Genomic DNA, 26,000 nt, shown 5'->3' with positions numbered 1-26,000 from the left:
CCGTCCTCGTGACGGCGTCACCGCACGCGCCCGTCATCGGTGGTGGTGGCCCGGCTGCACGCTCTCGCAGGCAGCCGGGCCGCCGCTCGCCCCGCCCCGTGGAAGGTCCCCGTACGTGCTCATCTACATCCTGAGGCGGCTGGCGCTGGCGCTCAGCGTCATCCTCGCCACCTTGGTGTCGACGTTCCTGCTCTTCTTCGCCGGACCGTCCGACCCGGCCCAGGCCATGTGTCCCGAGACCCGGTGCAACGCCGAGCGTCTCGCGCAGATTACGAAGAGCCTCGGCCTCGACAAACCCCTGACCCAGCAGTTCACCGACTACTTCGGTGGGCTGTTCGTCGGCCGCCGGTACGAGTACGCCGGCCAGACCATCGACTGCGGCGCCCCGTGTCTCGGGTTCTCGTTCCGCACCCGCCTGCCCGTCGGCGAGATGATCTTCACCCGGTTCCCCAACACCGTCGTGCTCGCCCTCATGGCGGCCGTCATCTTCGTCGTCATCGGCGTGACCGTCGGGATCATCGCCGCGACCCGCCGCGGCAGCAAGACCGACCGCGTGCTCATCGGCAGCTCGCAGGTGCTCGGGGCCATCCCGTACTACATCCTGGCGCTGCTCTTCTCGCTCTACCTCGTCGTGCTCTACCCGGTGCTACCGGCGTTCGTCCCGTTCGGGAGCAACCCCGTCACGTACCTCGCAGGCATGCTGGCGCCGGCCATCATCCTCGGTGTCGTGTACGCGTCGTCCTACGCGCGCTACACCCGCAACTCGATGATCGAGACCCTGTCGATGGACTACGTGCGCACCGCGCGCTCGAAGGGCATCAACGAGCGCAGCGTGCTGCTCAAGCACGGCCTGCGCGCCGCGCTGAGCCCCATCGTCACCATCCTCGGCCTCGACATCGCCGGCCTGCTCGCCGGCACGCTCGTCACCGAGCGCATCTTCAACGTCGACGGCATCGGCAAGCAGGCGCTCGACGCGCTTCGCGCCGACGACCTGCCCGTCATCCTCGGCACGGTCCTCGTGGCCGCCGCCGCCGTCGTGATCGCCAACCTGGTCGTCGATATCCTGTACTCCTACATCGACCCTCGAGTGAGGCTGTCATGACCGTCACGAGCGACCGCATCGCCTCCCAGGGCGCCGAGGCGAAGGATGCCGGGGACGTCGTCCTCGACGTCGACGACCTCAGCGTCGTCTTCCCGACCGAGGAGGGCGAGGTCCGCGCGGTCTCCAACCTCACCTACCAGGCGCGCCTCGGGCGCACCCTCGCCATCGTCGGCGAGTCGGGGTCGGGCAAGTCCGTGTCGAGCATGGCCGTCCTCGGCCTGCACAACATGAAGCGCACCCAGATCACCGGCAGCATCAAGCTCGACGGCATCGAGCTCGTGGGCGCCCCGCAGTCGACCTTCCAGAAGATCCGCAGCAGCAAGGCGGCGATGGTCTTCCAGGACCCGCAGAGCTCGCTGCACCCGTTCCACAAGGTGGGCAAGCAGATCGCCGAGGCCTACCGGGCGCACAACTCGGTCAGCTCGGCCGTCGCGAAGAAGCGGGCCGTCGAGATGCTCGACCTCGTCGGCATCCCCAACCCGCAGCGGCGGGCCAACCAGTTCCCGCACGAGTTCTCGGGCGGCATGCGCCAGCGCGCGATGATCGCCCTGGGCCTGGTCAACAACCCGAAGCTGCTCATCGCCGACGAGCCGACGACCGCGCTCGACGTGACGGTCCAGGCGCAGATCCTCGACCTCGTCAACGACCTGCAGAAGGAGTTCGGCTCCGCGGTCATCCTCATCACCCACGACCTCGCGGTCGTGGCCGAGACGGCCGACGACATCGTCGTCATGTACGCCGGTCGTGGTGTCGAGAAGGGCTACGCCAAGGAGGTGCTGGCCCAGCCGTCGCACCCCTACACGTACGGCCTGCTGCAGTCGCTGCCCTCGCACTCCGAGGACCTCGACGAGCTCAAGGCCATCCAAGGCGCCCCGCCCAGCCTGCTCAACCTGCCTCCCGGCTGCTCGTTCCACCCGCGCTGCGACTTCAAGACGCAGGTCGACGGCGACGCGTGCTGGACCGTGCTGCCCGAGTGGCGCCCGACCCCCGGCATGGCCAACCGACAGATCCGCTGCCACCTCGAGGACCCGGTGGCGACGCTCCAGGCAGACGAGGGGGCTCGATGAGCACCGCGACCGACACCCGACCCGGCACCCCGACGGGGGCGAGCTCGGCGGAGACGCTGCTCACGGTCAAGGACCTCCAGCGCCACTTCCCGTTCCGGGAGGTGCAGGGCCTGAAGATGGTCTCGGCCACCGTGCGGGCCGTCGACGGCATCAGCTTCGAGGTCCGTCAGGGCCAGACGCTCGGCCTCGTCGGCGAGTCCGGCTGCGGCAAGTCGACGACGTCGCGGCTCATCACGCGCCTCGACGAGCCGACCGGCGGCTCGATCACCTTCGAGGGGCGCGACATCACGCACCTCAAGGAGAGCCAGCTGCGCGGCATCCGGCGTGACGTGCAGATGATCTTCCAGGACCCGTACAGCTCGCTCAACCCCCGCCAGACGGTCGGTGCCATTCTCACGACGCCGCTGCGCGTGCACGGGCTGCACAAGGGCAAGGAGCGCCAGCGGGTCCAGGAGCTGCTCGAGCTCGTCGGCCTCAACCCTGAGCACATCAACCGCTACCCGTCGGAGTTCTCGGGCGGTCAGCGCCAGCGCATCGGCATCGCGCGGGCCCTCGCCGTCGAGCCGAAGCTCATCATCGCCGACGAGCCGGTCTCGGCCCTCGACGTGTCGATCCAGGCGCAGGTGATGAACCTGCTCGCCAAGCTGCGCGACGAGCTCGACCTCGCGTTCATCTTCGTCGCCCACGACCTGGGTATCGTGCGTCACTTCTGCGACCAGGTCGCGGTCATGTACCTCGGCAAGATCGTCGAGTACGGCGACAAGAAGAAGATCTACGAGGCGCCCGAGCACCCGTACACGCAGGCGCTGCTGTCGGCCGCCCCTGACATCAACGTCGCCCGCGGGGTCGCGCCGAAGGAGCGGATCCGCCTCGTCGGTGACGTGCCGAGCCCGATCGACCCGCCGAGCGGCTGCCGATTCCGCACCCGCTGCTGGAAGGCACAGGAGATCTGCGCCCAGCAGGAGCCGCCCCTCGTGGCGGCCGAGTCCGACGTCGCGACCCGCCGCCGCCGCGAGGGCGGCCTGCACCTGCAGGCCTGCCACTTCCCGGAGGCCAAGACCGACCTCGTCGCCGAGGTGCCGGCCGAGGCCTGAGCCGAGGCTCCGCGCGTCGTACCTGCGCCCTACCTGCGCCCACCCGACCGGGGACACCCGGGCGGGTGGGCGCAGATCTCTGTGGTGGCGGGCCTTGACCGCGCCGCGGCCCGATCTCGGACGCGGCGCGTGCTGCTTTCCCAGCCGTGGCGCGCGGTAGGGGGGCCGGATGCCGGTTGGGCCTGTCCGTTTGCCAGCCGTGGCGGGGGTCTGGCTGATCGGATGCCGGTCGGGCCTGCCCGTTTGCCAGCCGTGGCGGGCGTCGAGACGTCGGATGCCGGTCGCGCCCGCTCCTTTCCCGGCCGTGGCGGGCGTCGAGACGTCGGATGCCGGTCGCGCCTGCCCGTTTCCCGGCCGTGGCGGGCGTCGAGACGTCGGATGCCGGTCGCGCCTGCCCGTTTGCCAGCCGTGGCGGGCGTCGAGACGTCGGATGCCGGTCGCGCCTGCCCGTTTGCCAGCCGTGGCGGGCGTCGAGACGTCGGATGCCGGTCGCGCCTGCCCGTTTGCCAGCCGTGGCGGGCGTCGAGACGTCGGATGCCGGTTGGGCCTGTCCGTTTGCCAGCCGTGGCGGGCGTCGAGACGTCGGATGCCGGTCGCGCCTGCCCGTTTGCCAGCCGTGGCGGGCGTCGAGACGTCGGATGCCGGTTGGGCCTGTCCGTTTGCCAGCCGTGGCGGGCGTGGGCGGGGTGGGATGCCGGCCGGGTCGGGGTCCGTGGATACCTGCGGGCGCGGTCCCGGTCCCAGCGGTTAGGGTTGACGGGCTCAGACGACCCGCGACACCCCACCGCCACCGGCGCGCGGGCACCCGCGGCAGCACGCGGCATCCGAGGGGCGCCGCACCATGGAAGGCAAGGACACCAGGATGGAAACCGCCGAGATCAGGCGTCGCTGGCTCGCGTTCTTCGAGCAGCGCGGTCACACCGTCGTCCCGAGCGCGCCGCTCGTGCACGCCGACCCCAACCTGCTCTTCGTCAACGCCGGCATGGTGCCCTTCAAGCCGTACTTCCTCGGGCAGGAGACCCCGCCCTACCAGCGGGCCACGAGCGTGCAGAAGTGCGTGCGCACCCTCGACATCGAGGAGGTCGGCCAGACGACCCGTCACGGCACCTTCTTCCAGATGCAGGGCAACTTCAGCTTCGGTGACTACTTCAAGGAAGGCGCCATCGAGCTCGCCTGGGAGCTGCTGACGACGAGCCAGCGCGACGGTGGTCTGGGCTTCGACGAGAAGGACCTCTACGCGTCGGTCTACCAGGACGACGACGAGGCGATCTCGTTGTGGCGCAAGGTCGCCGGGCTGCCTGAGAGCCGCATCGTGCGCCTCGGCAAGAAGGACAACTACTGGCACATGGGGGTGGCGGGCCCCGGTGGTCCGTGCTCCGAGATCCTGCTCGACCGCGGCCCGGAGTTCGGCGCCGACGGCGACTGGGAGGCGGGCGACCGCTACCTCGAGTTCTGGAACCTCGTCTTCATGCAGTACGAGCTCGAGAACGTGCGCAGCAAGGAGGACTTCGACATCGTCGGCGACCTCCCGAAGCGCAACATCGACACCGGCATGGGCCTCGAGCGCGTCGCGTTCCTCACCCAGGGCGTCGACAACATCTACGAGACCGACGAGGTCTACCCCGTCATCGAGGCGGCCGAGGAGCTCTCGGGGCGGCACTACGGCGCCGACCACGGCGACGACGTCCGCTTCCGGGTCGTCGCCGACCACGTGCGCAGCTCGCTCATGCTCATCGGCGACGGCGTCACCCCCGGCAACGAGGGCCGCGGCTACGTGCTGCGCCGGCTGCTGCGTCGCGCCGTCCGCTCGATGCGCCTGCTCGGTGTCGACGCGCCCTCCCTCGAGCACCTGCTGCCCGTGAGCATGGGCCGGATGAAGAGCAGCTACCCCGAGCTCGAGCGCGACTTCGACCGCATCGGTCAGGTGGCCTACGGCGAGGAGGACGCGTTCCGACGCACGCTCGCGGCAGGCACGACGATCCTCGACGTGTCGGTGGCCAAGGCGAAGCAGTCGGGCTCGAGCCGGCTCGGTGGCGTCGAGGCGTTCGCGCTGCACGACACCTACGGCTTCCCGATCGACCTCACCCTCGAGATGGCGGCGGAGCAGGGCCTTCAGGTCGACGAGGCGGGCTTCCGCCGGCTCATGGACGAGCAGCGCGGCCGCGCCAAGGCCGACGCGAAGGCGAAGAAGGCCGCGCACGGCGACACGCTCGTCTACCGCGGGCTGGCCGACGCGCTCGGTCGTGACGTCGAGTTCACCGGCTACGACCAGGTCGCGACCGAGGCGACGGTGCGCGGCCTCGTGCGCGACGGCGAGGTCGTCGACCACGCGGTCGTCGGCGACACCGTCGAGGTCGTGCTCGACCGCACGCCCCTCTACGCCGAGTCCGGTGGCCAGCAGGCCGACCACGGCCGCATCCGCCTGCAGAACGGCGCGCTGCTCGAGGTGCTCGACGTCCAGCGCCCGATCACGGGCCTGGTCGTGCACCGCGCGACGGTGCTCGAGGGCGAGGTGCGCACGGGCGAGACGGCGGAGGCCGAGGTCGACGTCACCCGCCGCCGCTCCATCTCGCGGGCGCACACGGCGACGCACATGGTGCACCAGGCGCTGCGCGACGAGCTCGGCCCCACCGCGACGCAGGCGGGCTCGGAGAACTCGCCCGGCCGGCTGCGCTTCGACTTCAAGTCGCTGCAGGCCGTGCCCGCCGCGGCGATGGCCGAGATCGAGGCCCGCATCAACGCGGTGCTGCTCGACGACCTGCCGGTCACCGCCGACATCATGTCGCTCGACGCCGCCCGCAAGACCGGGGCGATGGCGCTGTTCGGCGAGAAGTACGGCGAGCGGGTGCGGGTCGTCTCCATCGGCGACTGGTCGCGCGAGCTGTGCGTCGGCACGCACACCCCCCGGGTGGGGCAGATCGGCGTCGTCAAGCTGCTCGGCGAGAGCTCGATCGGCTCCGGCGTGCGCCGGGTCGAGGCCCTCGTCGGGTCCGACGCCTACCAGCACCTCGCGCGCGAGGCGGCGCTCGTCAGCCAGCTCACCGACACCCTCGCGGTCCGGCCCGAAGAGCTCCCCGAGCGCATCGCCGGTCTCGTCGCGCGTCTGCGCGAGGCCGAGAAGGCGATCGCGACCGTGCGTCAGGGTCAGGTGCTCGGCGCCGCAACGGCGCTCGTCGCGACCGCCCGCGACCTCGGCGGCGTCAGCTTCGTCAGCCACGACGCGGGGGAGGGCGTGACCCCCGACGACCTGCGGGCCCTCGTCCTCGACGTGCGCAACCGCCTCGGCAACGACCGACCCAGCCTCGTGTCGATGTCGGCCGTCGCCAACGGGCGTCCGGTCGTCGTCGTCGCCACCAACGAGCGCGCCCGCGAGCAGGGCCTCAAGGCCGGGGCCTTCGTCAAGCTGGCCGCGACCGCCCTCGGCGGCGGTGGCGGCGGCAAGGACGACCTCGCGCAGGGTGGCGGCAGCGACGCGACCGCGGTCCCGGCGGCCCTGGGTGCCGTCGAGGACGCCCTGCGCACGCGCGGGGCATGACCGAGCCGCCCACCGGCATCCCGACCACCGGCACACCCGCCGAGCGGTCGACCACCTCGGCTCCCGACCCCGACGTCGAGCCGCCCACCCGGCGTCCCGGGGTGCGGGTCGGGGTCGACGTCGGTGACGTCCGTGTGGGAGTGAGCGCCAGCGACCCCTCCGGCATCCTCGCGCACCCCGTCGCCACGCTCGCCCGCGACGCCGACGGGGACGCCGACGTGGCCGAGCTGGCGGCCCTCGTGGCCGAGCGACGGGCCCTCGAGGTCGTCGTGGGGCTGCCCCGGCTGCTGTCCGGTCTGGAGGGTGCGGCGGCCGAGAAGGCCCGCGACTACGCCCGTCGGCTGGCCCGCACGCTCGGCCCGACACCGGTGCGTCTCGTCGACGAGCGCTTGACCACGGTCGATGCGCACCGCAGACTACGCGACAGCGGCGTGCCCGGTCGGGGACAGCGGGCCGTCGTCGACCAGGCTGCCGCCGTCCTGATCCTGCAGACGGCACTCGACGCGGAGGGGACGTCGGGCCGGCCACCCGGAGAGCTCGTGCCGGGCACCCGCAAACCGCGCACAAAGAAGGAACGCCACCGATGACCGACCACCTCGAGTCATCCATCTTCGGTGACACCGACCGGAGCCACCGTGGGGGCGGCTCGGGGTATCCCGACCACGACGACCACGGCCACGACGACCGAGGGCACCACGACCACGACGGGCACGACGACCGCCGGCCGCTGAGCCGGCGCGAGCGTCGCGCCGAGCGGCGCCACGGTCGGACCAAGCCGCCCCTGTGGCGCCGGCTGCTCGTCATCGTGCTCGCCCTCGCCGTCGTCGGCGGCGGCGCCTTCGCCGCCTTCACGGTGCTGCGGCCCGTCGTCGAGGGGGCGCTGGAGTCGAACGACTACCCGGGCCCCGGCTCGGGGGAGGTCGTGATCAAGGTGGCGACCGGCGCGAACGGCTCGGCCATCGCGCGTCAGCTGCTGTCGCAGGACGTCATCAAGTCGACCAAGGCCTTCAACGAGGCCGCGAGCAACGACCCGCGCAGCGCCGGCATCCAGCCCGGCAGCTACACGCTGAAGAAGCAGATGAAGGCCTCCGACGCCCTCGCGGTGCTCGTCGACCCCGCGAACCGCGACGTCACCCGCGTGACGATCCAGGAGGGCCTGTGGGCGAAGGAGATCTACGCCAAGCTCTCGCAGGCGACCGGTGTCCCCGTCGCCCAGTACACGGCGGCCGCCAAGAACGCCTCCGCGCTCGGCCTGCCGCCGTCGGCCAAGGGCAACGTCGAGGGCTACCTCTTCCCGGCCAGCTACGAGTTCGACTCCGACACGACCGCCGCCGAGCAGCTCAAGACGATGGTGGCCGAGTCGGTCAAGCGCCTCGAGGCCCTCGGCGTCAGCCCCGCGAACATGGAGCGGGTCGTCATCATCGCCAGCCTCGTCGAGGCGGAGTCGCGTGACAACGCGGACCGGCCCAAGGTCGCGCGGGTCGTCGAGAACCGGCTCGCCGACGGCATGCGGCTGCAGTTCGACTCGACCGTCAGCTACGGGGTCGGGCGTCGCAGCGTGACGACGACCGACGCCGAGCGGGCCGACGACAACCCGTACAACACCTATCTCAAGGACGGGCTGCCGGCCGGGCCGATCGACAACCCGGGCGAGAGCGCCATCGAGGCCGCCGCCAAGCCGGCCGCGGGGAACTGGACCTACTTCGTCACCGTCAACCCGTCGTCCGGCGCGACGAAGTTCACGAACGACTACAACCAGCACCTCGCCAACGTCAAGGAGTTCCAAGCCTGGTGCCAGGCCAACAAGGGCCAGTGCTGAGCGACGCCCCACCGGATGCCGGGGGCACCCACCCGCACCGGTGTGCGGTGTGGGGTCATCCCGTCTCGCACTCGCTCTCACCGGTGCTGCACCGTGCCGCCTACGCGGCCCTGGGTCTGCCGGGGTGGGGCTACGAGCGTCGGGACGTCGACGTCGACGGGTTCGACGCCGCCCTCGCGGGCCTCGACGCCTCGTGGCGCGGGCTGTCCCTGACGATGCCCCTCAAGGAGGCCGCCCTCGCGGCCGCCGAGACGGTCGGCGGGACGGCGCGGGCGACCGGTGCCGCCAACACGCTCGTGCGGATCGGCGATGGCTCCGGCGGTGGCTCCGGCGGTGACGGGCGCTGGGCGGCCGAGAACACCGACGTCGTCGGCATCGTGCGTGCGCTGGCCGACGCCGGTGCGCGCGAGGTGACGGATGCCGTCGTGGTCGGCTCCGGCGCCACGGCTCGCTCCGCGGTGGCGGCGCTCGCGACGATGGGCGTGCGACGGGTGACCCTCATGGTGCGGGCGCAGCCCCGACCCGAGACGGTCGAGCAGGCGCGACGGTCCGGGCTGACGGTCGACGTCGTCACGCTGGGCGACTGGCGCCGGGCCGACGTCGTCGTCAGCACGGTCCCGCCGCCTGCCGTGGGCGGGCTCGACCGCATGCCCCCGGCCGGTGGTTCGGGCACGGTGCTGCTCGACGTCGTCTACGGCGGCGGACGCACCCCGCTCGAGGACGCCGCCGCGGCCGCGGGGTGGTCCGTCGCCCCCGGGGTCGACATGCTGCTGCACCAGGCGACCGAGCAGGTACGCCTCATGACCGGGTCCGAGGCGCCGGTCGAGGCCATGCGCGAGGCGCTGCGGGCCGAGCTGGCCCGGCGCGGCTGAGGGCTCGCGATGGGGTGGTCGCAGGGGCTCGGCGATCCGGCCGCACCGTGGTGGGCGGTCGTCGTCATCGGCGTCGCCGGGGCGGTGGTCGGGGCTCTGCTGGCACCGCGACTGGTCGGCCTCGGCTACCGGCTCAACGAGGAGCACGACCGGCGCGCGCCACGGTGGGCGGCCGGCGGCCGGGTCGTGGTGCCGGTCGTGACCGCGGCGCTGTGGGCCCTGCTCGCCTGGCGCGTCGGGGGCACCGCGGAGTGGACGCTGCTGCCGGCCCTGCTCACCTTCACCACCGTCTCGGTGGCGCTCACCTGGATGGACGCCGACGTCCACCGGCTGCCGACCGGTCTGCTGACGCCGGCCACGGCGCTCGTCGCCGCGCAGCTCGTGCTCTCGGCCGTGGTCACCCGTGACGCCGGGCCGCTCGTGCGCGGGGTCGTCGCGGGGGTCGCGCTCGCCGGTGTCCTGCTCGCGCTGGCCCTGGCGGCGAGCGTGGTCGGGTCGGCCTTCGGTCTCGGCGACGTGAGGCTGGGCCTGCTGCTCGGGCTCGTGACCGGCCACGTCTCGGTCTGGGGTCCCGTCGTCGCGGTCTACGCCGCCTTCGGGCTGGGCGGCCTGTGGGCCCTCGGACGGCTGCTGACCCGGCGTGCGGGCCGCCGGACGGCGATCGCGTTCGGTCCGTGGCTGCTGGCCGGAGCCCACGTCGCCCTGCTCGTCGAGGTCCCGCCGCTCTTCTGAGGGCGCGTGCGGGCGCCGGCCAGCCGGCATCCGGCGGAGTGTCCGGGATCGGGCCGTGGCGGGAAAAGGGGCGGGGTCTCGGCCGGGGCGGTGTCCGGGATCGGGCCGTGGCGGGAAAAAGGGGGGTTCTCGGCCGGGAACGTGTCCAGGATCGGGCCGTGGCGGGACGAAGGGCGGCCGGATGCCGGGTGGCCCGCTGGCGTGGGACGCCCCGGAGGCGCTCCTGCCCTGCGTGGGAGACTGCGGGCATGTTGCGTTGGTTGACCGCCGGTGAGTCGCACGGTCCCGCCCTCGTGGCGATGCTCGAAGGGGTTCCGGCCGGGGTCGAGGTGTCGGCCAAGGACCTGCAGGCCGCCCTCGCCCGCCGCCGGCTCGGCTACGGCCGCGGGGCACGCATGAAGTTCGAGCAGGACGAGGTCGAGTTCCTCGGCGGGCTGCGCCACGGCGTGACGATGGGCTCGCCCCTCGCGGTGCGCGTCGGCAACAGCGAGTGGCCGAAGTGGCAGACCGTCATGAGCCCGGAGGCGGTCAGCGACGAGGCCTACGCGGCCGCGAACGACGTCAACGCCGACAAGGAGGTGGCCCGCAACCGACCCCTGACGCGGCCCCGCCCCGGGCACGCCGACCTCGTCGGCATGCAGAAGTACGGCTACGAGGACGCCCGACCGGTGCTCGAACGCGCTTCCGCCCGCGAGACCGCGGCCCGGGTGGCGCTCGGCGAGGTCGCCGCCCGCCTGCTCGAGCAGGCGTACGGCATCCGCCTCGTGTCACACACCGTCAGCATCGGCACGGCCGCGGTCGCGCCCGGCACGGCCCTGCCCACTCCCGACGACGTCGAGGCCCTCGATGCCGACCCCGTGCGCGGCTTCGACGCCGAGGCCTCCGCCGCGATGGTGGCCGAGGTCGACGCCGCGAAGAAGGACGGCGACACCCTCGGCGGGGTCGTCGAGGTGCTCGCCTACGGGCTGCCCCCGGGCCTCGGCTCGCACGTCCACTGGGACCGCAAGCTCGACGCGCGTCTCGCCGCCGCCCTCATGAGCATCCAGGCCATCAAGGGGGTCGAGGTCGGCGACGGCTTCGAGACCGCCCGCCGCCGCGGCTCACAGGCGCACGACGAGATGGACCTCGTCGACGGCACCATCACCCGTCGCACCGGGCGCGCCGGCGGCACCGAGGGCGGCATGTCGACGGGCCAGGTGCTGCGCGTGCGCGCGGCCATGAAGCCGATCAGCACCGTGCCCCGGGCGCTCGCCACCGTCGACGTCGCGACGGGGGAGGCCGCCACCGCCATCCACCAGCGCTCCGACGTGTGCGCCGTGCCCGCCGCCGGCGTCGTCGCCGAGGCCATGGTCGCGCTCGTGCTCGCCGAGGCCTGCCTCGAGAAGTTCGGCGGCGACTCCGTCACCGAGACCGCGCGCAACCACCGCGGCTACCTCGACGGCATCCGTGAGGGGCTGCGCTCGTGGTGACCAGCGACGCCCTCGACCCGACCAGCGCCGACGCGACCGACGCCGCCACCGCCCCGCGCCCCGTCGCCGTCGTCGTCGGGCCGCCCGGCGCCGGCAAGACCACCGTCGCGGCGGCGCTCGCCGACCGGCTCGGGGTTCCGTTCCACGACGTCGACCTCGCCATCGAGCAGCAGCAAGGCCGGTCGATCAGCGACATCTTCGTCGACGACGGCGAGCCGGTGTTCCGCGAGCTCGAGCGCGACGAGGTCGCCCGCGCCCTCGCCGAGCAGCGGGGCGTGCTCGCCCTCGGCGGCGGTGCGGTCATGACGCCCGAGACGCAGCAGGCGCTCAAGGGCCACGTCGTCGTCTTCCTCGACGTCACCATCGCCGACGCCAGCCGCCGCATCGGCTTCGACCGCTCGCGGCCCCTCCTGTCGGTCAACCCCCGGGCGTCGTGGACGGCCATGATGAACACGCGCCGCCCGACCTACCAGCAGGTCGCCACGCACCGCGTCGACACCGCAGGCCGCACCCCCGACGAGGTCGTCGACGCCGTCCTCACGGCCCTCGGGCTCACGGCGACGCCCGACGCCCCCGACGCCCCGAACGCCCCCGCATGAGCGACTCGATCGACCAGTCGGCCACCCGCATCCCCGTCGGCGACGACTACGACGTCCTCGTCGGCCACGGGCTCATCTCGGGCGCCGACGCCGACGCCCGGCTCGGCGGCCTGCTCGGCGAGGCGGTCGAGCGGGTCCTGCTCGTGCACCCGCCGACCATCGACGCGTTGACGCAGCGCCTCACCGCGGCCCTCGAGCGCCGCGGCCTGACCGTCGTCACCGAGGAGGTCCCCGACGCCGAGGCGGCCAAGACCGCCGAGGTCGCCGCCCGCCTCTGGGGCCGGCTCGGCCGCGAGGGGTTCACCCGCACGGATGCCGTCGTGGGCCTGGGGGGCGGGTCGGTGACCGACCTCGCGGGGTTCGTCGCCGCCACGTGGCTGCGCGGCGTGGCTGTCGTGCAGGTCCCGACGACGCTGCTTGGCATGGTCGACGCGGCCGTCGGTGGCAAGACCGGCATCAACACCGCCGAGGGCAAGAACCTCGTCGGTGCCTTCCACCCTCCGGCCGGGGTGCTGTGCGACCTCGACGTGCTCGCGACCCTGCCGCCGGCCGACCTGACCGCCGGGCTCGCCGAGGTCGTCAAGTGCGGCTTCATCGCCGACCCGGTCGTGCTCGACCTCGTTGAGGCCAACCCCGCGGGTCTGTGTGGCCCCGACGCCGCCACCCACCCGAGCCTGCGCGAGCTGGTCGAGCGGGCGGTGCGGGTCAAGGCGGAGGTCGTCGCCGCCGACCTGCGCGAGAGCTCGCTGCGCGAGATCCTCAACTACGGCCACACGTTCGGCCACGCCGTCGAGCAGGTGGAGCGCTACTCCTGGCGGCACGGCGAGGCCGTCTCCGTGGGCATGGTCTACGTCGCCGAGCTCGCCCGGCTCGCGGGTCACCTCACGGGCGCCGAGGGTGACGCCCTCGTGGCCCGGCACCACGGCATCCTCGAGTCCCTCAGGCTCCCGACGCGCTACGACGGGGGCCGGTGGCCCGAGCTGCTCACGGCGATGCGCCGCGACAAGAAGTCGCGCGGCTCCCAGCTGCGCTTCGTCGTGCTCGACGGCCCGGCCCGACCGGCCCGACTCACCGGGCCCGGCGACGACCTGCTCGAGCGGGCCTACGCCCTCGTCAGCGGCTGAGCGCGTGGGGGCGGCGGCACCCGGCCCACCCCGGCGGGCGTCACTAGACTCCGGCGCATGACGGCACCCACGGTCTTCGTGCTCTCCGGCCCGAACCTCAACCGGCTCGGCACGCGCGAGCCGGAGGTCTACGGGTCGGACACCCTCGACGACGTGCACGCCGCGGTCGAGCGCGAGGCGCACGAGCTCGGTCTCGTGGCCGACTGTCGCCAGACCAACCACGAGGGCGAGCTCATCGACTGGCTTCACGAGGCGGTCGACGCCGGCGCCGACGTCGTGCTCAACCCCGGCGCGTTCACCCACTACTCGTACGCGGTGCGCGACGCGTGCGCCATCGTCACGACGAGCGGGCGCAGCCTCGTCGAGGTGCACCTGAGCAACCCCGCGTCGCGCGAGGAGTTCCGGCACGTCTCGGTCGTGGCCCCCGTCGCGACGGGCACCGTCGCCGGGTTCGGCCTGCAGTCGTACCTGCTGGCCCTGCGCGCCCTCGTCTGAGGCCGGTCGGGCGCCTACCCCTGCAGCGCGTCGGGCAGCGGCTCGGCGTGCACGACCGTCAGCTCGGACACCGCTCGCGTGAGCACGACGTAGAGCCGTCGCAGGCCCGTGCGCTCGTCGGGCTCGGCCGCGGCGATGGCGGCGGGCTCGACGACGACGGTGCGGTCGAACTCGAGGCCCTTCGCCACGGTCGCGGGGACGAGCTCGACCTGGTGGTCCTCGTCGTCGCCGTGGCCGGCGTCGAGGCGGCCGTGGCCGACGCCCGCCGCCGTGAGGGCGCGCGAGAGAGCGTCGACCATCGCGTCGGGGGCGATCACCCCGACCGAGCCTGGCGACGTGGATGCCCTCGTGGCGGCGCGGGCGACCGCGCCCGGGAGGTCGTCGGCCGGCACGCGTTCGAGCACGACCCGGCCGGGGTCGTCGCGCACCGACACCGGGGCGCCGAGGCCGGGCGCGGCCTGCGGGAGCAGCCGGGCCGCGAAGTCGATGACGGCGGCGGGTACCCGGAAGCCGCGGTCGAGCACGACGAGGTCGTGCTCGGTCTTGCCGAGGTGGCCCATCGCCACCTCCCACGAGGGCGTGGCCCAGGGCGTCGTCCCCTGGGCGATGTCGCCGAGCACCGTCAGCGAGCCGTTCGCGGCCAGACGCCCCACGGCCCGCAGCTGCATGGGCGAGAGGTCCTGGGCCTCGTCGAGCACGACGTGGCCGAGGCCGGGGGTGCGACCGATGAGGTCGACGAGCTCGTCGAGCAGGGCGAGGTCGGCGACCGACCACTTGGCGGCCCCCTTCGTGCGAGCAGGGTTGTCCCACAACAGCATCCGCTGCTCTTCGTCGGTCAGTACCGCGTCGGACGCCGACGCCAGGGCGTCGGCGTCGGACAGCAGCCGGTGCAGCACGCCGGCCGCGTCGAGGGCCGGCCAGATCGTCTTGACGTACGCCTTGACCGGTGCCGATCGGGCGACCGCGTCCTGTACCCGGTCGTCGGTGATCTCACCCGCGCGCTCCATGACGAGCAGGACGTGGTGGGCGAGGCTCTGCGGCAGCAGGTCCCGTGCCGTGCCGTAGCGCACGTCGCGCCGGCGCAGGTCGTCGACGACGCCGGCCACCTCGTAGGCGGGCACCCGCCAGCGGCGCACGCCGCGCGGCACGACGAGGGCCTCGTCCGGGCGCCCCACGTGCGACCACACGGCACGTCCGAGCACCGTGGCGAGGCGGGCGTCGCCCTTGAGCGTCGCGACGGCCGGCTCGTCGACGGCGCGCACGCGCCCGTGGGCGAGCAGGGTCTCGATGGTCGCGTGCCGCACCCGCACCTCGCCGAGGGCCGGGAGCACCGCGCCGATGTGGTCGAGGAAGGCGGCGTTCGGGCCGACGACGAGCACGCCGGTGCGCTCGAGCCGGCGGCGGAAGGAGTAGAGCAGCCAGGCGGCGCGGTGCAGCCCGACGGCGGTCTTTCCCGTGCCCGGCGCACCCTGCACGCACACCGTCACCCCGAGGTCGCTGCGCACGATCTCGTCCTGCTCCGGCTGGATCGTCGAGACGATGTCGCGCATCGGCCCCGTGCGCGGGCGCTCGATCTCGGCCGTGAGCAGGGAGCCACCGGTGGATGCCGGGTCGCCCGCACCCTCGGTCACGTCCCGAGGCGTGTCGCCACCTGAGCCGTCTGGGCCGTCCGGGCCGTCCGGGCCGTCCGGGCCGCCGACGCGCTCGTCCTCGATGGCCGTCAGACGGCCGCGGTCGACGCCGAACCGCCGGCGACGCACGACGCCGAGGGGCTCGGCGGGGGAGGCGCGGTAGAAGGCCGTCGACACCGGTGCTCGCCAGTCGACGACGACCGGGTCGCCCGACTCGTCGCCGACGTGACGACGGCCGACGTGGAAGGCGGCGACGGCACCGGGGGCGAGGTCGGGCACCCGAGCCGTGGGTGCGGCGCCGGGGACGCCGGCGTCGTCACCGACCCACGGGGAGCCCACCCCGACGTCGATGCGCCCGAAGAAGAGCGTGGTGCGGGGGTCGTCCTGCAGCGAGGCGATCCGTCTGGCCAGCACCACGCCGAGGGCCTCGGCCGAGACGGCGTCGCTGGCCTTGGCGGCGTCGAGCGACTCCGCCAGCTCACGCATCCGGGCCAGCTCGGCCCGGGCGTGGTCGAGGTACGCCTGCTCCGACGCCAGCTCGTCCTGCAGGTCCCGCGCCTCGTCGCCCGTGGTCGCTCCCACCGCCCCCACCCCCACCTCTCGCCGCCGCGTCGCGAGGACGCCAAAGGGGTCGAGGCTACACGCCCACCGAGCCCGCCGGCATCCGGCGATTCCTCGATCGGCAGGGGCCACCGATAGACTCTGCCGGCACCCCTGACACCCGGTCGTCGAGGGCCCCGCCGCACGTCCAAGCACGCTCCTGCACGTCGGCGGCGTGCTGCGCCCACCGACCGACCGACGACGAAAGCGACTGCGCCACATGGCAACGACCAACGACCTGAAGAACGGCCTCGTGCTCAACCTCGAGGGGCAGCTCTGGTCCGTCGTCGAGTTCCAGCACGTGAAGCCGGGCAAGGGCCCCGCCTTCGTGCGCACGAAGCTCAAGGCGGTGCTGTCGGGCAAGGTCGTCGACAAGACGTTCAACGCCGGCACCAAGGTCGAGACGGCGAACGTCGACAAGCGCACGATGCAGTACCTGTACAAGGACGGCAACGACTTCGTCTTCATGGACACCGACACGTTCGACCAGCTCAACGTGTCCGAGACGGTCGTCGGCGGCGCCGCCGACTACATGCTCGAGAACCAGAACGCCATCGTCGCCACCCACGACGGCGCGCCGCTCTACGTCGAGCTGCCCGCCTCGGTCACGCTCGAGATCACGTACACCGAGCCGGGCCTCCAGGGCGACCGCTCGACCGGTGGCACGAAGCCGGCCACCCTCGAGACCGGCGCGCAGATCAACGTGCCGCTCTTCCTCGAGCAGGGCACCCGCATCAAGGTCGACACGCGCGACGGCAGCTACCTCGGCCGCGTCAACGACTGACGACCGTGGCTGCCCGCACCAAGGCCCGTTCGCGGGCCCTCGACATCCTCTTCGAGGCCGACCAGCGCGGCGTCAACGCCGAGACCCTGCTCGACCAGCGTCTCGGTGACGCCGACGAGCCCGGTGGGCTGCAGTCGCGGGCGGGCAACAACCCCTACACGGCCGACCTCGTGCGTGGGGTCGTCGCGCGCTGGAACGACATCGACGCCGCCCTCACCGACTACAGCCAGGGCTGGACGCTCGACCGGATGCCCGCCGTCGACCGCGCCATCCTGCGACTCGGCGCGTGGGAGGTCCTCTACAACGACGAGGTGCCGGATGCCGTCGCGATCAGCGAGGCGGTCGCCCTGGCCACCGACCTGTCGACCGACGACTCGCCCACCTTCGTCAACGGCCTGCTCGGCCGCATCGCCGAGGTCAAGGCCACCATCGTCTGACCGTCCGATCGACGCGCAGGCGGGGCGGCGGCCTACGGTGGTCGGGTGACTCCCGACGCCCCCGCCCCCTCCCGCGACGACTCCGTGCGGGCCACGGTCTGCCTGCCGGATGAGAACGCCGTCGACCTCCTCGGTGACGTGCCCGACGGGGTGCGCGTCGTCGTCTGGGACGGCACCGGGCCGCACCCCGACGGTCTGGCCGACACGACGTTCTGGGTGCCGCAGGTCGAGGACTCCGACGACCTCGAGGCGAAGTTCGAGGCCATGCCGCGTGTGGAGGTCGTCCAGCTGACGAGCGCGGGCGTCGAGGACGTCGTCGGCCACGTGCCCGACGGCGTGCGCCTCTGCGACGCGCGGGGCGTGCACGGCAGCTCGGTCGCCGAGCTCGTGCTGGCGCTCGTGCTGGCCACCTACCGCCGGCTGCCGCACTTCATCGACGCCCAGCGCGAGGGGGAGTGGAGCCTCGTGCAGGGCGAGGACCTGCGCGACAAGCGGGTGCTCGTCGTCGGCGCCGGTGACCTCGGGGAGCAGACCGCCCGGCGGCTGGAGGCCTTCGACGCCGTGCCCACCCTCGTGGCCCGCACCGCCCGTGACGGGGTGCACTCCACCGACGAGCTGCCCGAGCTGCTGCCCGAGGCCGACGTGGTCGTGCTGACCCTGCCGCTTACCCCGCAGACGACCGGCCTCGTCGACGCCGCGTTCCTGGCCCGGATGCCGCGTGGTGCCCTGCTCGTCAACGTGGCCCGCGGCAAGGTCGTCGACACGGCGGCGCTGCTCGCCGAGCTCGAGTCCGGGCGGCTGCGCGCCGCGCTCGACGTCGTCGAGCCCGAGCCGCTGCCGGCCGGGCACCCGCTGTGGTCGGCGCCGGGTCTCGTCCTGACCCCCCACGCCGCCGGCCACGTCAGCGCGGCCGGGCCGCGCGCCTTCGCGCTCGTGCGTGAGCAGCTGCGCCGGTTCGTCGAGGGCGAGCCGCTCGAGAACGTTGTCGAGGGCGACTACTGACCGCGCCGGCATCCGTCGCCCCGGCATCCCTCGCGTCGGCATCCGTCGCGCCGGTCACGACGGAACCGGGGATCACGCCCAGGCGGTGAAGCTCGGCCCGAGCGTGTCGAGCCACGCGGCGGGGTGGGTGGCGACCGAGCGACCACCGGGCCCGTCGAAGGCGGCCGACGCGGCGGTGAGCAACGCCGTCCGGGCGACCTCGGGGGAGTGGCGCTCGAGCACCCAGGCCCGGTTGGCGGCCCGGACCGGCCCGAGCGAGTCGGCCCGCGCGAGCAGGTCGAGCACCCGGTCGCGCAGCAGCAGGGGTCGCTGCTCGGGCACGGCCCACGCGCCCGGGGCCGTGAACAGGTCATGTCCGCCCCCGCCGTCGTAGCCCGCGACGAGGCACCCGGCGGCGAGGGCCTCGGCGACGGGCAGCCCGAAGCTCTCGGAGTGCCCGAGCGCGACGAAGACGGTCGTCGTGGCGAGCGTGGCGGCCACCTCCGCGCGGGTCGCGTCGACGAGCTCGACGACGTCGAGGTCCGCTGTGCGGTCGTCCGCGGCCAGCACGGCGCGCAGCAGTGCGCCCTCGCGCGGGCGTTTGCGGGGGAACCACGTCACGCGGGCCCGGTCGGTCGGGCGGGGCGCGAAGAGCGACCCGTCGACCGCGTTCGGGACCAGGCTGACGCGCAGGTGCGGCAGGGCGGCGGCGAGGACGTCGCGGCTCTCGGCCGACACCGCCCACACGGGCGGCGGGGGCGACCAGCCCGGGAAGGCACCGCCGGCCGGGTCCGGTCGCCCGGCTGCGAACGTGTAGAAGTGGTTCTGGTTGAGCACCACCTTGCGGGCGCCCGGGGCCGGGTCGCGTCCGGGCACCACCGGGGCCTCCGGCAGGACGAGCAGGTCGTCGGCCCCCACGTCGGTCGTGGCGCCGGTCAGCACCGGCAGGTCGGTCCCCATCCAGGCCGGCGCGTCGCCGCTCACGGGCAGCCAGAGCCAGGCCTCGTGACCCGCCGCGCGCAGCATCCGCACGTGCTCGGTCATGACGTGCACCCCGCCGCTGTGCCTCGGTGTGGCGAAGCCGGCGTAGACGACCCGCCCGGGGGAGGTCACCACCGGTCGGGGTCGAGGTACCACGACCGGGCGCTGCCGGTGTTGTGGGCCGGGAACGCCCCCGGGCCGAGGCCGGCCCGGGCCCGCCACGTGTCGCCCCACAGCCGGTCGAGCCCGGTGAGGATCTCGGCGCGGTTGCCCTCGGCGCTGTCCCCGACGCGGTCCATCGTCGCCCGGCGCAGGTGCGAGACGTACGCGCGCTCGGTGACGACGCAGCGTCGGCCGGCGGCGCGGACCCGGAGCGCGAGGTCGATGTCCGAGCCGTAGCCGTGTCGGGGGAAGGCGTCCAGGTCGAGCCCGCCGAGGGCCACGACCTCGGCGGCCGCGAAGGCGATGGCGGTGCCGTCGCAGAAGGGGACGTCCCGGACGCGGTCGACCGGCTCGTACTGCTCGGCCGCCGGGGGGATGACGCCGGCCCGCTGGTGCAGCCAGAAGTCGTCGTAGCAGGCCGCGGTCACGACGACGTCGGGCTCGAGCAGCGGTGCGACCAGTGCGTCGAGGAAGTGGCGCGAGAGCCGGACGTCGTTGTTGAGCACGACGCACGCGTCGACACCCTCGGCGGCGGCGGTGCGCAGCGCCCAGTCGGTGCTGCCGATCCACCGCAGGTTGCGGCCGGGTCGGTACCGCTCCACGCCGGTGGCGGACGACGGGAGCTCGTAGTCGTCGCCGTTGTCGACGACGACGGTGCGCACGTCGGACCGGTCGGTGGAGCCGTCGCGCGCGAGGTCGGCGAGCACGGCATCCGTCAGCTCGGGCGACCCGAAGGCCGGGATGACGACGAGGACGGCGGGGCTCACGGCAGGCTCGTGTCGGTCACCCTCGCGAGCCTAGATGCCGGCGGCCCGTCGGGTCGGTCGGGGCGCGAGCGGGCCCCCGCCCGACGCCGTCACGATGGCGGCGTCACGGACCGGGTTGTGGCGCAGTCCGTTTCAAGTTGCCGACCCTCGGGGTTGGTGGTCGACTGCGAAGCCTGGACACGGCGCCGCGAACCGACGGGACATCCGCCCCACCCGGCCGGCGCCAGGGGAGGACATCGTGGTTCGTCGCCGTTCGTCGTTGCTCGCGGCCTGTGCCGCCGCCGCTGCCACCGCAGTGGCAGTCGCAGGTCAGGGGGCAGCCGCCCCGCCGTCGGTCGTCTCCGACGTCCGGTCGGGTCTGCCGACCGGGTCCCAGGAGGCGCTCGTGCGCCTCAAGCTGCCCGACCGGGCCGCGTTCGAGCGCCTCGTGGCGTCGGGCGCCGACATCGCCGCCACCCCGGCCGCCTCGCCGCGCTCGAGCGGCGACGCGTCGCCGCTCGTCGACGTCGTCGTCACGGGCACGGCACTGAAGACGCTGCAGTCGCAGGGCGCCCGGGTCGTGCAGGTCATCGCGCGCGCCGGCGACGGCACCGCCAACTTCCGCGCGAGCAAGGCCGCCGCCGCGGCGCGCACCGCCGCCGGTCTCGCCGCCCAGAAGGGCGGGAGCCGCACGACCGCCGCGGCCGACGCCACGGGGGCCGACACCCTGCACTTCCTCCAGTCGTACTGGTGGACCTCGAAGGGCCAGACGTTCGTGCAGGTCGAGGTGGCCACGACCGCGGTGCAGGACCCGGACGTCGAGATCCAGGTGCAGTGGGAGACGGCCGACGGCCAGACGGGCACCTTCCCGCTGCAGCGGTTCGTCGACGCCGACGAGTACCAGTACCACGTCGCCCTGCCCCAGGCCGTGCCCTCGAAGCCCGTGAAGCTCGTCGCGACCTCGAGCCTCGGCGGGACCGCGACCCAGGCGCCCAAGGCGTGGCCGGGCACCACCGCGCCGCCGGCACCGAGCGGCTACCAGCAGGACTTCATCTCGGCGTACATGACCCCGACCGACATCCAGCAGCGGCTGCGTCGCCTGGCCCGGCAGTACCCCGAGCTCGTCGAGCTCGTCGACCTGCCGAACAAGACGAACGGCTACCGCCGCACCGCGGTCGGCTACGTCGGCGACCCGGCCGCCGCGGCGATCGTCGTCGAGACCAAGGCGTTCGGCTCGGCCGGCGGCAACGGCATCCAGGTCAAGACGGTCGCCGGCACGGGTGCGAACCGCCCGCTGGCCGCCACGTTCCGCGACCGGGTGCTGACCATCACCCTCGCCACCGGGGCCGACGGCACCGTCGTCAGCACGACCGACGAGGTCGCCGCCTTCGTGGCCGAGAAGTTCCCGACGCGGTTCACGGCGTTCGTCGAGGACGGCTCGGCCGGCAAGGTCATGCCCGTCGTGTCGCCGGTGCGTCTCGACGACGGCCTGACCGCCTCGGGCCTCAGCCGCCCGTGGCAGGTGCAGGCGCTGCGCATCGGCACGCACCGCGACGGCAGCAAGCCCGGCGTGCTCATCTACAGCCAGGAGCACGCCCGCGAGTGGGCGACGCCGCTCGTCACCCTCGAGTTCGCCGAGCGCATGCTCGCCAACGCGAAGACCGACGCCGAGACCAAGGCCCTGCTCGACTCGGTCGACGTCTTCGTGCTGCCGGTGACCAACCCCGACGGGGCCAACTACTCCTTCAACGACTACAACTTCCAGCGCAAGAACCTCGACAACTTCTGCACCGGTGCGGCGCGTGACCCCAAGAACCGCAACCGGTGGGGCGTCGACGTCAACCGCAACTACACCGTCGGGTCCGTCTTCGACGGCTACGTCGGCGCCTCGACCGACTGCCTCTCGACCGTCGCCGCCGGCACCGGCGAGCTCTCAGAGGCCGAGAGCAGCAACGTCATCTCGCTCGCGAAGAACCACTCCAACATCCGCTACGCGATGAACGTGCACAGCTACGGCGGCTACTTCATGTGGCCGCCCGGCGCCTACTCGCTGCCGGGTCGCATCACGCTGCCCCGGCCCGACGCGGAGCAGTCGGCGGCGTTCCTCGCCTCGGCCAAGCGCATCGTCGGCGCCATCAGCACGACCCGCGGCACGGTGACGTGGCCGTCGAACACCGGGCCGGTCGCCGACGTCCTCTACAGCGCGGCCGGCAACTCCGCCGACCAGCTGTACTACGAGTTCGGCATCTACGCCTGGGACTTCGAGGTCGGCAACGACCTGTGGAACGCCACGACCCAGCAGTGGGAGGGTGTCGGCTTCCAGCCGCCGTACGACGAGGCGCACGCCGAGTCGCAGGAGTACGCGGCCGGGCTCGTCGAGCTCGTCCGGGTCGCCCGCGACGACGCCGCCGACGAGCCCACCACCACCCGTCGAGAGGCCAAGTAGACACCGTCGAGAGGCCAAGTAGACACCGTCGAGAGGCCAGTTCCCGGCGGGCCCGCGCCCACCGGCATCCAGCTCGACCGACCCGTGGGGCCGGCGCCGCGACCGGCGTCGGCCCCACGGCCGCTCCGGGGTGGCTCGCGGACGGGCACCGACCTCGCCGTGCCCTCTCATCGGCCTCTCGACGGGGGTGGGGTGGGCGGATGCCGGGACCTGGCGTGGGCGGATGCCGGTCGGCCCGGTGGGTGGGCACGGTTCGGATGTGCCCACCGGGGGCGGCTACAGTGGGGGCCGTTCGACATCCTTTAACCACCGTCCTGTGAGGCGGGGAAGGAGGTCCGGCGGCTGTGCCCTGCCCCGACCTGACTGCCCACGAGCCCGGTTCGAGCAACCCCGCCCTCCCCGAGCGCGTCGACCGGCGCGACGTCACACCGGTGCCCATCCCCGGTGACGCCCGCGACGTGCTCACCGCCGACGAGATCTCGCGCGCGCTGCGCCGCATCGGTCACGAGATCCTCGAGCGCAACAAGGGCGCCGACGACCTCGTCCTGCTCGGGATCCCCTCGCGCGGCGTGCCGCTCGCCCGCCGCCTCGCAGCCGCCATCGCGTCCGTCGAGGGGGGCGAGGTGCCCGTCGGCGAGCTCGACATCACGCTGCACCGCGACGACCTGCGCCGCGGACCCGTGCGTGCCGCGCACCGGTCGCGCATCCCGGCATCCGGCATCGACGACCGCGTCGTCGTGCTCGTCGACGACGTGCTCTACAGCGGGCGCACCATCCGCGCCGCGCTCGACGCCCTCAGCGAGCTGGGGCGACCGCGGGCCGTGCGCCTCGCCGTGCTCGTCGACCGCGGCCACCGCGAGCTGCCGATCCGGGCCGACCACGTGGGCAAGAACCTGCCCACCTCGCGCGACGAGCGGGTGCACGTGCGCCTCACCGAGACCGACGGGCTCGACGTCGTGCGCATCAGCGGCGGTGAGGCCCGGTGACCCGTCACCTCATCTCTTCAGCCGACCTCGGCCGCGCCGACGTCGAGGCCATCCTCGAGACCGCGGGGTCGATGCACGACCTGCAGCGGCGCGAGGTGAAGAAGGTGCCCACCTTGCGCGGTCGCACCGTCATCAACTTCTTCTTCGAGGACTCCACCCGCACCCGCAGCTCGTTCGAGATCGCGGGCAAGTGGATGTCGGCCGACACGATCAACCTCTCGGGCAAGGGCAGCTCGACGAGCAAGGGCGAGAGCCTGCGTGACACGGCGATGACCGTCGACGCCATGGCGGTCGACGCGCTCGTCATGCGTCACCCGGCCTCGGGCGCCGCCCACCAGGTCGCCCAGTGGGTGCGCTGCAGCGTCATCAACGCCGGCGACGGCACCCACGAGCACCCGACGCAGGCGCTGCTCGACGCCTACACCCTCCGCTCACGGCTGGGCGACCTCGACGGCAAGCACGTCGCGATCGTCGGCGACCTCACCCACTCCCGGGTCTTCCGCAGCAACGTCATCACCCTGAAGAAGCTCGGTGCCCGCGTCACCGTCGTCGCGCCGCCGACGCTCATGCCGAGCGGCATCGGCGCGTGGAGCGCCGCCGACGACTTCGCCACGAGCTGGGAGCTCGACCCCGTCCTCGCCGGCGAGCACGAGCACGGCCCCGTGGATGCCGTGATGATGCTGCGCGTCCAGCGCGAGCGGATGAGCGGGGGGTACTTCCCGACCGCCCGCGAGTACACGGTCGGCTACGGGCTGACACGTGACCGGCTCGAGACCCTCGTCGCCCGCAACCCCGAGGTGCTCGTGCTGCACCCGGGACCGATGAACCGCGGACTCGAGATCGCGCCGGAGGCGGCCGACTCGCCCCAGTCGGTCGTGCTCGACCAGGTCTCCGCCGGCGTGGCCGTGCGCATGGCCGTTCTCTACCACCTGCTCGCCGGTGACGACGGCGCCCCGAGCGGGCCGCCGTCGCCGGCGACGCTCGCCGGTGCCACCACGACGAACGAAGGAGCGGTGCGATGAGCCGCCTGCTGGTCAAGGGCGCCCGCCTGCTCGGCACCGAGTCGAGCGACCTGCTCGTCGTCGACGGCGTCATCACCGAGGTCGGGTCGCTCGCCGGCACGTCGGCCGACGAGACGGTCGACGCCGATGGCCTCGTCGCCCTCCCCGGGCTCGTCGACCTCCACGTCCACCTGCGTGAGCCCGGCCGCGAGGACGCCGAGACGATCGCCACCGGCTCGGCCGCGGCGGCCGCCGGTGGTTACACCGCGGTGCTGGCCATGGCGAACACGAACCCCGTCACCGACACCGCGGAGGCGGCCGAGCGCGTGCTCGACCTCGGCCGCGCCTGCGGCCTCACCGAGGTCGTCCCGGTCGGCGCCGTGACGAAGGGCCTCGCCGGCACCGAGCTGGCCGAGCTCGGGCTCATGGCCCGGTCGCGGGCGCGAGTGCGGGTTTTCAGCGACGACGGGCACTGCGTGCACGACGCCCGCGTCATGCGCCGCGCCCTCGAGTACCTCAAGCCCTACGGGGCCGTCGTCAGCCAGCACGCCCAGGACCCCCGGCTGGCCGGGCCCGACGCCTGCTGCCACGAGGGCGAGGTCTCGGGCCGGCTGGGCCTGCCCGGCTGGCCCGGCATCGCCGAGGAGGCCGTCGTCGCCCGCGACGTCATGCTCGCCCGCCACACCGGATCGCGCGTGCACGTCGCCCACGTGTCGACCGCCGGCACCGTCGAGGTGCTGCGCTGGGCCAAGGCCCAGGGCGTCGACGTCACCGCCGAGGTGACGCCGCACCACCTCGTCCTGACGACCGACCTGCTGGCCGGCTACGACCCCGTCTACAAGGTCAACCCGCCCCTGCGACCGCAGGAGGACGTCGACGCCCTGCGCGCCGGCCTCGCCGACGGCACCATCGACGCCGTCGCCACCGACCACGCCCCGCACGCCCGCCACGACAAGCAGCACGCCTTCGTCGACGCCGCGTTCGGGATGCTCGGACTCGAGACGGCCCTGGCCGTCGTCAGCGACACCCTGGTGCGACCTGGCATCCTCGACTGGGCCGACGTCGCCCGGGTCATGTCGACCGCACCGGCGCGCATCGCGCGCCTCGCCGGCCAGGGGCAGCCGCTCCGGGTCGGCAGCCCGGGCCACCTCGTGCTCGTCGACCCCGACCGCGAGGTCACCGTCGACGCCGGGGCGAGCCGCAGCCGCAGCCGCAACAACCCGTGGCACGGCGCCACCCTGCGCGGCGCCGTCGTGACGACCGTGTACGGCGGCCGCGTCACCCACACGACCGAACGAGAACCGACCACCGCGACGGGGAGCAGCCTGTGACGACCA

Annotated in this window: 22 protein-coding genes; 19 read left to right on the top strand and 3 right to left on the bottom strand. The window is 73.4% G+C overall.

The window, feature by feature from the left end; genetic code table 11:
- Window positions 1–115: 115 nt before the first annotated feature.
- The 12 genes from DFJ68_RS08435 (at window position 116) to aroQ (ending at window position 13,908) form a co-directional block, all read left to right on the top strand.
- Entirely contained in the window at window positions 116–1,102 is a 987-nt protein-coding gene (locus tag DFJ68_RS08435; RefSeq protein ID WP_245963544.1) for an ABC transporter permease, read from the top strand.
- Window positions 1,099–2,169 (top strand): ABC transporter ATP-binding protein, encoded by a 1,071-nt coding sequence (locus DFJ68_RS08430; RefSeq protein ID WP_121032349.1) that lies wholly within the window; start codon window positions 1,099–1,101, stop codon window positions 2,167–2,169. The genes DFJ68_RS08435 and DFJ68_RS08430 overlap by 4 nt, the downstream gene beginning before the upstream one ends.
- A complete protein-coding gene (locus tag DFJ68_RS08425; protein WP_121032348.1) occupies window positions 2,166–3,263 on the top strand; it encodes an ABC transporter ATP-binding protein in 1,098 nt (365 codons plus the stop codon). The genes DFJ68_RS08430 and DFJ68_RS08425 overlap by 4 nt, the downstream gene beginning before the upstream one ends.
- Before the next feature lie 862 nt (window positions 3,264–4,125).
- On the top strand, window positions 4,126–6,798 hold the full coding sequence (gene alaS / locus DFJ68_RS08420) for an alanine--tRNA ligase (protein WP_121032347.1): 2,673 nt from the start codon (window positions 4,126–4,128) through the stop codon (window positions 6,796–6,798).
- Window positions 6,795–7,385, top strand: a complete 591-nt coding sequence (ruvX, locus tag DFJ68_RS08415) for a Holliday junction resolvase RuvX (RefSeq protein WP_121032346.1) — start codon at window positions 6,795–6,797, stop codon at window positions 7,383–7,385. Before alaS ends, ruvX begins: the two co-directional genes overlap by 4 nt.
- Window positions 7,382–8,617, top strand: a complete 1,236-nt coding sequence (gene mltG, locus DFJ68_RS08410) for an endolytic transglycosylase MltG (protein WP_121032345.1) — start codon at window positions 7,382–7,384, stop codon at window positions 8,615–8,617. The genes ruvX and mltG overlap by 4 nt, the downstream gene beginning before the upstream one ends.
- The gene (locus tag DFJ68_RS08405) at window positions 8,611–9,489 is read left to right on the top strand and encodes a shikimate dehydrogenase (RefSeq protein ID WP_338067414.1); all 879 of its coding nucleotides are present in this window, start codon (window positions 8,611–8,613) and stop codon (window positions 9,487–9,489) included. The genes mltG and DFJ68_RS08405 overlap by 7 nt, the downstream gene beginning before the upstream one ends.
- A gap of 9 nt (window positions 9,490–9,498) precedes the next feature.
- The gene (locus DFJ68_RS08400) at window positions 9,499–10,221 is read left to right on the top strand and encodes an A24 family peptidase (RefSeq protein ID WP_121032344.1); all 723 of its coding nucleotides are present in this window, start codon (window positions 9,499–9,501) and stop codon (window positions 10,219–10,221) included.
- 248 nt (window positions 10,222–10,469) lie between these two features.
- A complete protein-coding gene (gene aroC, locus DFJ68_RS08395) occupies window positions 10,470–11,690 on the top strand; it encodes a chorismate synthase (protein WP_121032343.1) in 1,221 nt (406 codons plus the stop codon).
- Window positions 11,687–12,289: a shikimate kinase gene (locus tag DFJ68_RS08390; RefSeq protein ID WP_121035222.1), complete on the top strand. Its 603-nt coding sequence runs from the start codon at window positions 11,687–11,689 to the stop codon at window positions 12,287–12,289. Before aroC ends, DFJ68_RS08390 begins: the two co-directional genes overlap by 4 nt.
- Window positions 12,286–13,413 (top strand): 3-dehydroquinate synthase, encoded by a 1,128-nt coding sequence (gene aroB / locus DFJ68_RS08385; protein WP_211333297.1) that lies wholly within the window; start codon window positions 12,286–12,288, stop codon window positions 13,411–13,413. The genes DFJ68_RS08390 and aroB overlap by 4 nt, the downstream gene beginning before the upstream one ends.
- A gap of 57 nt (window positions 13,414–13,470) precedes the next feature.
- Window positions 13,471–13,908, top strand: a complete 438-nt coding sequence (gene aroQ, locus DFJ68_RS08380) for a type II 3-dehydroquinate dehydratase (RefSeq protein ID WP_121032342.1) — start codon at window positions 13,471–13,473, stop codon at window positions 13,906–13,908.
- A gap of 14 nt (window positions 13,909–13,922) precedes the next feature.
- Here aroQ and DFJ68_RS08375 read toward each other — a convergent pair whose 3' ends face one another.
- Complete coding sequence (locus tag DFJ68_RS08375) at window positions 13,923–16,121, bottom strand: HelD family protein (RefSeq protein WP_245963543.1); 2,199 nt, start codon at window positions 16,119–16,121, stop codon at window positions 13,923–13,925.
- A 238-nt stretch (window positions 16,122–16,359) separates the two neighbouring features.
- Between DFJ68_RS08375 and efp the strand changes: the two genes are divergently transcribed.
- Genes efp through DFJ68_RS08360 form a run of 3 tightly spaced genes read left to right on the top strand, consistent with a single transcriptional unit; the run spans window position 16,360 to window position 18,362 of the window.
- Window positions 16,360–16,923, top strand: coding sequence for an elongation factor P (gene efp / locus DFJ68_RS08370; RefSeq protein ID WP_121032341.1), 564 nt, complete (start codon window positions 16,360–16,362; stop codon window positions 16,921–16,923).
- Between the two features lie 5 nt (window positions 16,924–16,928).
- Window positions 16,929–17,360, top strand: a complete 432-nt coding sequence (gene nusB / locus DFJ68_RS08365; RefSeq protein ID WP_121032340.1) for a transcription antitermination factor NusB — start codon at window positions 16,929–16,931, stop codon at window positions 17,358–17,360.
- A 45-nt stretch (window positions 17,361–17,405) separates the two neighbouring features.
- Complete coding sequence (locus DFJ68_RS08360) at window positions 17,406–18,362, top strand: 2-hydroxyacid dehydrogenase (protein ID WP_245963542.1); 957 nt, start codon at window positions 17,406–17,408, stop codon at window positions 18,360–18,362.
- A 72-nt stretch (window positions 18,363–18,434) separates the two neighbouring features.
- Here DFJ68_RS08360 and DFJ68_RS08355 read toward each other — a convergent pair whose 3' ends face one another.
- The gene (locus DFJ68_RS08355; RefSeq protein WP_211333295.1) at window positions 18,435–19,385 is read right to left on the bottom strand and encodes a glycosyltransferase; all 951 of its coding nucleotides are present in this window, start codon (window positions 19,383–19,385) and stop codon (window positions 18,435–18,437) included.
- 65 nt (window positions 19,386–19,450) lie between these two features.
- Complete coding sequence (locus DFJ68_RS08350) at window positions 19,451–20,251, bottom strand: glycosyltransferase family protein (protein WP_121032337.1); 801 nt, start codon at window positions 20,249–20,251, stop codon at window positions 19,451–19,453.
- 385 nt (window positions 20,252–20,636) lie between these two features.
- Between DFJ68_RS08350 and DFJ68_RS08345 the strand changes: the two genes are divergently transcribed.
- The 4 genes from DFJ68_RS08345 to DFJ68_RS08330 all read left to right on the top strand — a co-directional run bounded on the left by DFJ68_RS08345 (window position 20,637) and on the right by DFJ68_RS08330 (window position 25,994).
- Window positions 20,637–22,676, top strand: coding sequence for a M14 family zinc carboxypeptidase (locus DFJ68_RS08345; RefSeq protein ID WP_211333294.1), 2,040 nt, complete (start codon window positions 20,637–20,639; stop codon window positions 22,674–22,676).
- A 431-nt stretch (window positions 22,677–23,107) separates the two neighbouring features.
- The gene (pyrR, locus tag DFJ68_RS08340) at window positions 23,108–23,662 is read left to right on the top strand and encodes a bifunctional pyr operon transcriptional regulator/uracil phosphoribosyltransferase PyrR (protein ID WP_276330723.1); all 555 of its coding nucleotides are present in this window, start codon (window positions 23,108–23,110) and stop codon (window positions 23,660–23,662) included.
- Window positions 23,659–24,684, top strand: a complete 1,026-nt coding sequence (locus DFJ68_RS08335; protein ID WP_170165724.1) for an aspartate carbamoyltransferase catalytic subunit — start codon at window positions 23,659–23,661, stop codon at window positions 24,682–24,684. Before pyrR ends, DFJ68_RS08335 begins: the two co-directional genes overlap by 4 nt.
- A complete protein-coding gene (locus DFJ68_RS08330) occupies window positions 24,681–25,994 on the top strand; it encodes a dihydroorotase (protein ID WP_121032336.1) in 1,314 nt (437 codons plus the stop codon). Before DFJ68_RS08335 ends, DFJ68_RS08330 begins: the two co-directional genes overlap by 4 nt.
- Window positions 25,995–26,000: the final 6 nt, after the last annotated feature.

Origin of the sequence: Terracoccus luteus (genome assembly GCF_003635045.1) — a bacterium.
Taxonomy (GTDB): domain Bacteria; phylum Actinomycetota; class Actinomycetes; order Actinomycetales; family Dermatophilaceae; genus Terracoccus; species Terracoccus luteus.
This window is presented reverse-complemented; position numbering and strand designations above follow the sequence as displayed.